Source organism: Armatimonadota bacterium, from assembly GCA_035527535.1.
In the GTDB taxonomy this organism is placed as follows: Bacteria; Armatimonadota; Hebobacteria.
This window is the reverse complement of sequence record DATLAK010000008.1, coordinates 1-9,012: the sequence shown is the minus strand read 5'-3', so window position 1 is coordinate 9,012 and position 9,012 is coordinate 1. Positions and strand designations below refer to the sequence as shown.

At 67.4% G+C, this 9,012-nt stretch carries 7 protein-coding genes; 1 reads left to right on the top strand and 6 read right to left on the bottom strand.

What is annotated here, in order from left to right; translation table 11 throughout:
* Positions 1 to 235 precede the first annotated feature (235 nt).
* Entirely contained in the window at positions 236 to 442 is a 207-nt protein-coding gene (locus VM221_00345; GenBank protein HUT73268.1) for a hypothetical protein, read from the top strand.
* A 17-nt stretch (positions 443 to 459) separates the two neighbouring features.
* Here the strand turns inward: VM221_00345 and VM221_00340 are convergent, their stop codons facing one another.
* The 6 genes from VM221_00340 to VM221_00315 all read right to left on the bottom strand — a co-directional run.
* On the bottom strand, positions 460 to 1,284 hold the full coding sequence (locus VM221_00340; GenBank protein HUT73267.1) for a hypothetical protein: 825 nt from the start codon (positions 1,282 to 1,284) through the stop codon (positions 460 to 462).
* 27 nt (positions 1,285 to 1,311) lie between these two features.
* On the bottom strand, positions 1,312 to 1,503 hold the full coding sequence (locus VM221_00335) for a hypothetical protein (protein HUT73266.1): 192 nt from the start codon (positions 1,501 to 1,503) through the stop codon (positions 1,312 to 1,314).
* 78 nt (positions 1,504 to 1,581) lie between these two features.
* Positions 1,582 to 3,600, bottom strand: a complete 2,019-nt coding sequence (locus VM221_00330; GenBank protein HUT73265.1) for an alkaline phosphatase family protein — start codon at positions 3,598 to 3,600, stop codon at positions 1,582 to 1,584.
* Positions 3,601 to 3,657: 57 nt separating this feature from the next.
* Positions 3,658 to 5,736 (bottom strand): alkaline phosphatase family protein, encoded by a 2,079-nt coding sequence (locus VM221_00325; protein HUT73264.1) that lies wholly within the window; start codon positions 5,734 to 5,736, stop codon positions 3,658 to 3,660.
* A gap of 221 nt (positions 5,737 to 5,957) precedes the next feature.
* Positions 5,958 to 7,244: an alkaline phosphatase family protein gene (locus tag VM221_00320; GenBank protein ID HUT73263.1), complete on the bottom strand. Its 1,287-nt coding sequence runs from the start codon at positions 7,242 to 7,244 to the stop codon at positions 5,958 to 5,960.
* A gap of 121 nt (positions 7,245 to 7,365) precedes the next feature.
* On the bottom strand, positions 7,366 to 9,012 hold a 1,647-nt coding region (locus VM221_00315; protein ID HUT73262.1), incomplete at its 5' end, for a recombinase family protein.

The window sequence follows — 9,012 nt, the reverse complement described above, 5'->3', positions numbered from 1 at the left end:
GCCCGACGACCTGTGCCAGTTGGAGGCACAAGTGCGACGCGGCATCCGGCGGGTGCGGCGCACAGACGACCTGGCTTTCGTTTTCCTCAAACACTCTGGACTCTATCCTGAACTATATAAGGTATTATGCGAGACTCAATAGGAGCTTCTTGACGATTCTCCTCAGCGACACCGCGCTGCGGTGCGCATCAAGTATGCGGCGCACGCTGATACAAGTGTACACAGCATACCAGCGGTGGATGCGGTCGAAAAGGTAACTAGGCCGCTGAAAGCGCGGATTACTGCCGGCGACTTCCGTTACGCGACGGTAAATGTGGCGGCTGAGATGGAGGTCCGCTATATCGTTGCCCACGAGATTGAGCTGTGTGACGAGTTTGCTCAGAAGCTGCTCGCGCATATGTTCCCCCGACGTATTGTTCGCAAGCTTTCTCAGTACAGCTAGCGGCGGCTGTCCCACATCTATATCTCGACCCGAAACACGCCCCGGAGCGCGAACCCGAACGCGATGGAGAGGACGAAGAAGGCGACCAGCCAGTGCACGTTCCAGCGCCACAGGGGGAGGGCCGCGGGGGCGTAGCCGACGGTGATCTCGCGCACCGCCGCCCCCGCGGGCAGGGGCGCTTCCCCCGGGTTGAGCAGCGTTTCCCATAACCCCGAGCCGACCCGCCGCGGGCTGACGCGCGCCCACCCCGACGCCACCGTGATCCGCTTTTCGACCTCCCCGGCGGCGGTGACAAGACGGACGACGTAGGCCCCCGGGCGCTCGGCGCCGATGCGCCAGTCTACTTCGTGCAGCGCCGGCATGCGCAGGGCCGGGGTCTCGACCTTGAGGCCGGGGGGGGCGATCAATCTGGGCGGGTGCGCAATGAGGTCGGCACCGGGCTCGAACCAGGCGGCGAGGATGACCGCCTCCCCTGGACGCGGTGGCCGGTATCCGTAGCGGGTGTTGAGCTGCACCAGGATGAGCACCACCGGCACGATCATCACCGCTACCGGCCGCAGCGAATGCCCCAGGTAGGCGAGGTTGTTGAGCAGGATATCCTTCTGTGCGCGCAGCAGCACCCCCATGTCGTCGCGATAGAGGCGCACCTCCAGCAGGTGCGCGCGGATGCGATCCTTCGCCCGGCGGAGGGCGCGTTGGTTGGAGGTGTAGCGGAAGACGAGCAGCATCACTACCCCCGTAACCAGCGACACCGCGGCAATGCCGTACCACGGGCTCAGCCCCGCAAACGGGCGCAGGATGACATCGAAGATGGCGTTCATTATCGAGTTGACCAGAATCATGTCGCAGTCAAGGCGCCCCGCGGTCACTCACGAGATGTAGCCCAGCCCCTGGAGCTTGCGCCTGATCTCCTCCTCGGAGTCGGACTCCTCGAGCTTGGCGATCTCGCGCGCCAGCAGATGCTCGATGAACTCGTCCACCGACGAGTAGCCCGCCAGCTCCGCGTAGCGCCTGGCCTGGTCGAGCAGAGCCGGATCAATCTTGGGCTTACGACCGAACATAATCACCTCCCGCTGGCGGCTAGGCCTAAAGGCCGCCGTGGCGGGCCGACTCGTCGGCCCTAGCCACAGCGCTCAATCCTACAGGATGTTGCTCCCCGTCATCTCGTCCGGCGGCTCCAGCCCGAAGTCGGCGAGGATGGTAGGCGCGAGGTCGTGGAGCGCCGGGCGCGCCGCGCGCACGGGCTTGCTGCTGAATATCATCCCCGGCACGTGCACCGGGTCTATGCAGTGATCGCCGCTCCACTTGCCGGTGTTGTCGTCGAGCACGGTGTCGGTGTATTGGCCGATCGCCGTCTGCCAGGAGGCGCGGTAGCCGTGGTTGTAGCCGATGATGAGGTCCGGCGCCTGGTCGGCCATGGGGCCGGTGTAGTTCTCTTTGGCCGGGTAGACGTTGGAGATGACCTGCCTGCCGTTGCGAGGGTCGCGCACGCTCAGCAGGCGCGAGGCGATCTCCCGCGCCAGCGCGTCCTGCTCGGGGCCGGGACGGACCGTGCCCTGGCTTTCGCGTCCGGCGACGTTGAGGTAGAGGCAGTTCAGGCCTAACCCGTAGGCCCGGGTGTAGCCCCAGTCAGCGGCGGCGAAGATGTCCGGTTGCTTCGCGCCCGTGTCCCACGTCGCCAGGTACTTGTTATCGCGCAGCCAACTGTTGAGCTGGAAGGAGCGATAGTAGGGCGCGAACCCGTGGTCGGAGAGGACGATGAGCAGATCGTCGCCGCGCACCTTGCGCAGCGCCTTCTCCACCACGCCGTCCATGGCCTGGTAGAGGTCCTCGATGGCGGAGACGTAACGCGCCGCGAGCGTGGGGTCGTAGGCCGGATGCGACGGATCGCGCGGCCACCAGAACATGTGGCCGTGGCGGTCGGTGTTGGACAGGTAGAGAAAGAGCAGCCCTTCATCGAAGCGCTCCATCTCGTAGTCGAACATATCCAGCCGCTCGGCCAGCACCAGGCCGGACTGCTGCAGGTACTCGTCTTCGTCGAGCAGCTTGCTGGAGAGGACCTTGGTGTCCTCGGGCATGCCCTGGGTGTAGAAGAACCCGAAGCGCCGGTGCAGCTCCTGGGCGTAGCTCGCGGGGGTGGTGATGGGCAGCGCGGGCGCCGACGGGTCAAGGTTGAGGGGCGTGACGTAGAGCCGGAAATACGGCCGCACCGACTTCAGGTAGAAGCGGCAGATCCCGCTCACCCCGTGCGCCCACAGCATGGGGAACTTGACCTGCACCCACTCGCTCCACTCGCCCTGCCGCAGCAGCACCTGCTTGCCCGCGAGGGCGATCTTGGCCACCGCCGCGGTGGGATCGAGGTGGATGGTCAGGTCGAGGCCGGTCTTGGGGGCGCCCTTGCACAGGTCGTTGGGCGGCCCGTGGAGCCGGGTGCGGACGGTGTGATCATTGACCGTGACCGGATAGACGTTGCCGCCGGAGACGTCATCGGGGTTGGGCGGCGGGGCGTTGGTGTAGAACGAGAACGTGCCATAGGTGCCGAGCAGGTCGGGGGTGCCGAGGCCGGCGAGGGCGCGCCCGGAGGGTGTCGGCGGGAAGTTGGAGGGCAGGCGAAAGATGGTGCAGGGGAGGCCATGCTCCTCCAGGGTCTGCCAGAAGGCGGGTCCGCGCCGCAGCAGCTCGACTTTGCCGCCGGATAGCGGCAGCACCAGGTTGCCGACCTTGAGCGTGCGGTCGGCGGGCCGCACTCTGGCAATGGATAAGTGAGGCAGGTAGGTCTCCGGGTCGCGGGCGATGAAGTCGAAGATGCCATGGACGCCGGGGTTGGCGCCGCTGGCGAAGTTGGCCCAGGCGACCGGGCTGTGGGGGGGGAGGCTGGTGCCGACGCGCCCAAAGCTGCCCATCTCCGCCAGCCGCCGGAAATGCGGCAGCCGCCCCTCGCGCATCATGCGCTCGACGATCTTCGGCTCCATGCCGTCGAGGCCGATGACCAGCACCTTTTTCGACCGCGGCGAGCGGCGCCGGGCGCAGCCGCCCAACACCCCCGCCGCCGGCAGGGACAGCGCCGCGGCCGCGGCGCCCGCGCGCTTGAGCAGCTCCCGCCGCGTGAGGCCGCGCCCGCGCTTCTCTTCTCGCTTGTGCTCTGTATCGCCGGACATGTGCTTGCCCGCAGGCGAGACGCCTGCGCTACCGTTCAGGTTGAGCGCCGCCGCCGCTCACGCCAGCAGCGGCTTCCCTTCCATGTACGCCGGCGCCTCGACCCCGAACAGGTCGAGCGCCGTCGCCGCGATATCCGTCATCCGCGGCCGCTCGACCGCCAGCGGCCGGTTGCAAAACAGCACCCCCGGCACCAACGCCGGGTCCATGCAGTGATCTCCGCTCCAACTGCGGGTGTTGTCTTCGAAGACGACGCCGGTCACTTTGCCTACCGCGCCGTCCCAGGAGGTGCGGTAGCCTTCATTATAGCCGATAATCAGGTCCGGGGCCTCGCCGATGTAGGGGCCGACGTAGACCTCCGCCGCCGCGAACGCGCGGTTGATCGCCACCTCGCCGGTATCGGGATCGCGCAGGCCGGAGAGCTTGGCCGCGATCTCGCGGCGCAGGCCGGCCGCCTGCTCGGGGGCGACCGTGCCGCGACTCTCCCGCCCCTGCCGGTTCAGGTATATGCCCGCCAGGCCCATTGCGTAAGCCCGTGTGCGCTCCCAGTCCACGCCGGCGAACCACTCGCCGTCCGCCGCGTCATCCTTGAGCGCCAGGTAGCCCTCGCGGCGCAGCCACGAGTTGAGGTTGACCCCGCGCCGGAACGAGCGAAACCCGTGATCGGACAGCACCAGCAGCACCGTGCGCGCATCCACGCGCCGCAGGATTCGGCCCACCAGATCGTCGGCGCGGCGGTAGATGTCCGCGATCGCGCCCGCGTGGCGCGCCGTGTCCTTGTCGGCGTTGGCGGGGTGGCGTTCATCGAGGTAGCGATAGAACATGTGCTGGATGCGGTCGGTGGCATCGAAGACGCACGCGCACACCCCGCGCCGTGTCTTGTCCAGCGCATCCATGAACATGCGCTCGCGCTCGTCGTGGATGAGATAGCACTGGTCCAGAAATGCCTGCTCGTCAATCACGCGCTCGTTGAGCGCCCAGGTGTCCTCGGCCAGGCCGAGGGTGGCGTAGGGCCCCAGCAGCTTCGACAGGTACATGGCGTAGGTGACGGGGTGCGATACCGGCATGACGGGGCGCTCGGGGTCAATGTTGACGGGGGTGGCGTAGAGCTCACATTCGGGTGCGGCCCGTTTCAGCAGGAAGCGACAGATGCCGCTGACCTTGACCCCGAGCCCGGCGTTGAAGGTCAGGCGCACCCAGTCGGAATATCGCCCCGTGGCCAGGCGCACGCGCTGCCCGCAGATGCGCAGCATCGCCCCATCGTCACGTGGGGTCAAGACGAAGGGGGCGCCGATCTCGGCGCCGTCATCGGACCGCGGGTTAACGGGGCCGGGCAGGGTCGCCGCGAATCCCCCGCCGTTGCGGCGCAAGGCGATGCGGACGCCGCCGGTGTGCTGCCCATCGCCGCCGGTGGTGAAGAAGCAGAACGTGCCCTGGCTGCCCCGTAGATCGGGCACGCACATCGCCGACAGCAGCAGGCCGTTGAACTTCTCCGGAGGGAAGGTGATGGGCACGCGCAGGATGGTGCACCAGATGCCGTGCGCGGACAGCAGCTTCCAGAAGGGCTGGCTGCGGCGCAGCAGGCGCAGCCCCGGGCGGCCCAGGGGAAGGCGGTACTTGCCCAGCTTCAGCGACCGGCGCGGCGGCGTGATCTCGGTGGACGACAGCCGGGGCAGGTAGGTTCTCAGGTTGGGGGCGAGAAAATCGTAGATGTTGTGGCGCGCGGGATTGACCCCGGTCTGGAAGCTCGACCAGGCGACGGGGGACAGCGGGGGCGTCGTGGTCTCCAGACGGGAGTAGCCGCCCATTTCCTTCAGCCGCGCCAGGTTGGGCAGCTCGCCCGCGGCCATCATGGGCTCCACCAGGCGCGGATCGAGGCCGTCCAGCCCGACGATCACCAAACGCCGCGCCTTGCTGCGCGCATATGCGCGCCGCCCGCGCGCCATCCGCACCAGGTAACGCAGCGGCCAGGTCGCCAGCGTGAACGCCGCCAGCACCAGGGTGATGATGACGACCAGGAACGACCCCAGCACCGCGAACCCGGCCCCGGGGCCGATGTAGGCGTGGGCGGGTGCGGCGGTGAGGGCGATCGCGGCGACCACTGCGCCGCCGAGATACGGAAGACGGGTGATCCTCATGCGGAGCCCTTACTCACACTTCACATTGTACCCCTATCCGGGCGCCCGCGCTACCGTCGGGTGACCGCCGGTGTGACCTCAGAGAGTGCGGATAGGTAGGAAGACTCGTAGGGGCGCACGGCGTGCGCCCCCTCCCAGCCGAGGGCGGCCGGGCTACATTCCAGTGCGTCGCCCAGCCATCCCCACTAAGAGAGGTCATACCCGTGACCGCCGGGCACGACTCATCGCGCCAGCGGCGCGCAGACGATCTCGGCCAGGTCCGCGATATTGAGGTCGTCCTTGACCGGCGACGCCGACCAGAAGAAGGCGTCGTCCCAGGTGTGCATGCCCTGGAAGCGGCTGTGCGCGAACACCTCGCGGTGCTTGACCGAGCCCTTGAGGTCGAAACCGCGGTGCGCCAGGCACACCAGGTCGGGACCCCGTTGCACCAGCGGGCCGGCGTAGATGTCGGCGGCGTCGAATACCTCGCGCAGCACGGGCTGTCCGTCGTATTCGAGGTCCTTCAGCGCCGCTTGCAGCTCGGCCTTCAGCCGCGGGGCCTCGTCGTCATCCACCGTGCCGCGGGGGAAGCGGCCGCCGCGGTTGAGGTAGATGCGCCCGGGGTCGAGGGCGAAGGCGCGGGTGGCGGGGCCGAGGTCGGCCACCGACGCCGGCTCCGCCTTCGCATACTCCAGGTACCCGTGCTCGCGCAGCCAGGCGTTGAGCCGCACCTCCCGGGTGATCCCGCCGAACCCGTGATCCGACAGCAGAAACAGGCCGCCCGGGTCGCCGGTCAGCCGTTCGAAGCGCTCTCGCAGCCGGCCGATGACGCCGTCAACCGCGCGATAGTAGTCGAGGAATGCCTGGTGGTGCGGATGATCCGTCTGCGCCCCCGCGTCCCACAGCAGGTGGTGCAAGCGGTCGGTGCCGGTGATGACTACCTGGAAGTAGTCCCAATCTTCGCCCTCCCAAAGATAGTCCACCGCGCGCTCGCGCGCGGCGAGGGTGGGCGCAAGCGTGGCGAGCAAATCCTCGACCGTCGAGAAGTCAACATCAATGCGATAACCCATGCGCTCGAGCGGGGCGAGGCGGGCCGGCGGATAGACCGCCTTGCGCAGGTCAATGGCAACGAAGCCGGAGATGAGGACGCCCGGGATCTCGCGCGCGGGGTAGGTGGCAGGTTGATTGATGACGACGCAGCGCCTGCCGTCCTGCCCCAGGCGATCCCAGAAAGTGGGCGCCGCCAGGTCGCGGAAGGAGGGAAAACGCAGCTCGTACGATTGCGGCTTCAGATCGGTGAAGCCGAAGATGCCGTGGGTTCCGGGGTTGGCGCCGGTCATGAAGCTCGACCAGCTCACGGCCGAGATCTCCGGCAGGGAGACGGTCATGCGCCGCAGGTGGCCGCCGCCCAGCAGCCCGGCGGTTGCGGGCATGACCCCGTCGTCGGCCAGGCGGCGAAGCAGGTCATGGGGCACGCCGTCGAGGCCGATGACGCAAACGCGCGGGCGTGATCGTTTTCGAAAAAGCATGGATGCGAACCACGAAGACACCAAGGCGCTAACCCGGACTACGCATAGCGAGCGTGACACGGTCACGCGGCGGGTGATGTCACCCCACGCATAATCCGGGTCTAACCACAATACTGCTCGGTCATGTCATCCTGAGCGAAACGAAGGATCCCCTACCGGGGTTGCTCGCGGCTGGAATGATTGCCCTTGGGCATCCCTCGTAGGGGATTCCCGCCTTCGGCGGGCAAGCCTCGGTCGCTCGACTCCCTCGGTAGTCTAGACGCAATCCGGTACAATCCTGCTGAGGGAGAGGGATAACGCCGTAGAGGGTGCCGCCTTTGGCGTCGGGATTGATCTCGATTCGGTCAACGAGCAGCCGCAGCACTTTCTGCTTCTCCTCGAAGGTTACGTTGTCCAGGCCCCGGCGCAGGTCCTCGGCGAAGGCGCGGATGGCATCTCTCGTGTCGTCGGTAAGCTCGGGCGCGTCAAGTGAAGGGGCGAGGGCGACAAGCTGCGCCTCGGTGGTCTCGCGCTTGGCGCGCACTTCCTTCAGTTGGGCCTGAAGCAGGGAGTCGGTGATCTTCTGCTCGCGGTAGAGGCGTACGACGCGCATTTCCTCGGCGTCGGTGCCCTTCAGTTGGCGCTCAAGCTTGGCGTGCTTGCTCCTGGCGTGCTCCCTGGCCGCTGCGTGCGATGCGGTCTGCTTCTCGAATTGGGCTAGGATTAGCTCGGGGTCGGCGAGCAGGCGGCGGATGGTGTCCCAGGCCGCAGGCTCGATGCGGTCGGTGCGGACGTAGCGCGACGCGCAGTCGGCATCGCGGGCAGGGCGACGATTGCAGCCGTAGTAGGTGTAGCCGCCGATGCAACCGCCGATATACGGCTTGCCGCAGGTGCCGCACTTGAGCAGGCCGCGCAGCAGGTAGGGGTGGCGCTTGTTGTTGCGCGCGGCGAGATGCGCGTTCTTGTGCAGGATGGCTTGGGCGCGGTCGTAGGTGGCGCGGTCAATGATGGCGGGAACGGCGATAGGTACCCATTCCTGGCGGTCGCGGCGGCCCCGGCTGGTCTTGGGGTTCTTGCGGTACTGAACGGCCTTCCTGGGGCACTCTGGGGCCGCAGGATAGGTCTTGAAGAGGTGGGCGGTCCCGATATAGGCTTCGCTGGTCAGTATCTTGTGCAGGGTGGAGCGTATCCAGCGTTGGTTGCCGCTGCGGGTGGGAATGCCCAGGGCCTCCAGTTCCCGAACGAGGGCGCAGACGGGAAGCTCCTTGGTGACGAACAGGCGGTAGATGTCGCGCACGACGGCGGCTTCCGCTTCGTCGATCTCCCAATGGGCGGGGGCTGCGCCTTTGGCGGGGACGTAGGTGTAGCCGTAGGCGGCGACGCCGCCGATGAAGGCGCCGCTGCGGGCTTTGTGCTGTCGGCCTCGGCGGGTGCGGTCGAGGATCTTGGCGCGCTCGTACTCGCCCACCGCGCCTTGAATCTGGAGAAGCAGCGTACCCTCGGGAGTGTCATCTAGCCGCTGGTTGGTGAACTCCACGCGGGTCCCGTTGTTCTGCAACTCCTCCAGGAGAATGCCCAGGTGGACGAGGGTGCGCGACAAGCGGTCAGGCGAGAGGCAAAGCACGGTCTCGGCGACGCGCTGGCGCGCTTTGTCGCGCAGCGCGTCGAGACCGGGCCGCGCCAGCAGGGTGCCGCTGTAGCCGTCGTCAACGAATTCTCCGGCGATGGCAAGGTCGTGGGCCTGGGCGTATCGCCGAAGCTCGGCTAGCTGGCTCTCGATGGTCTGGTG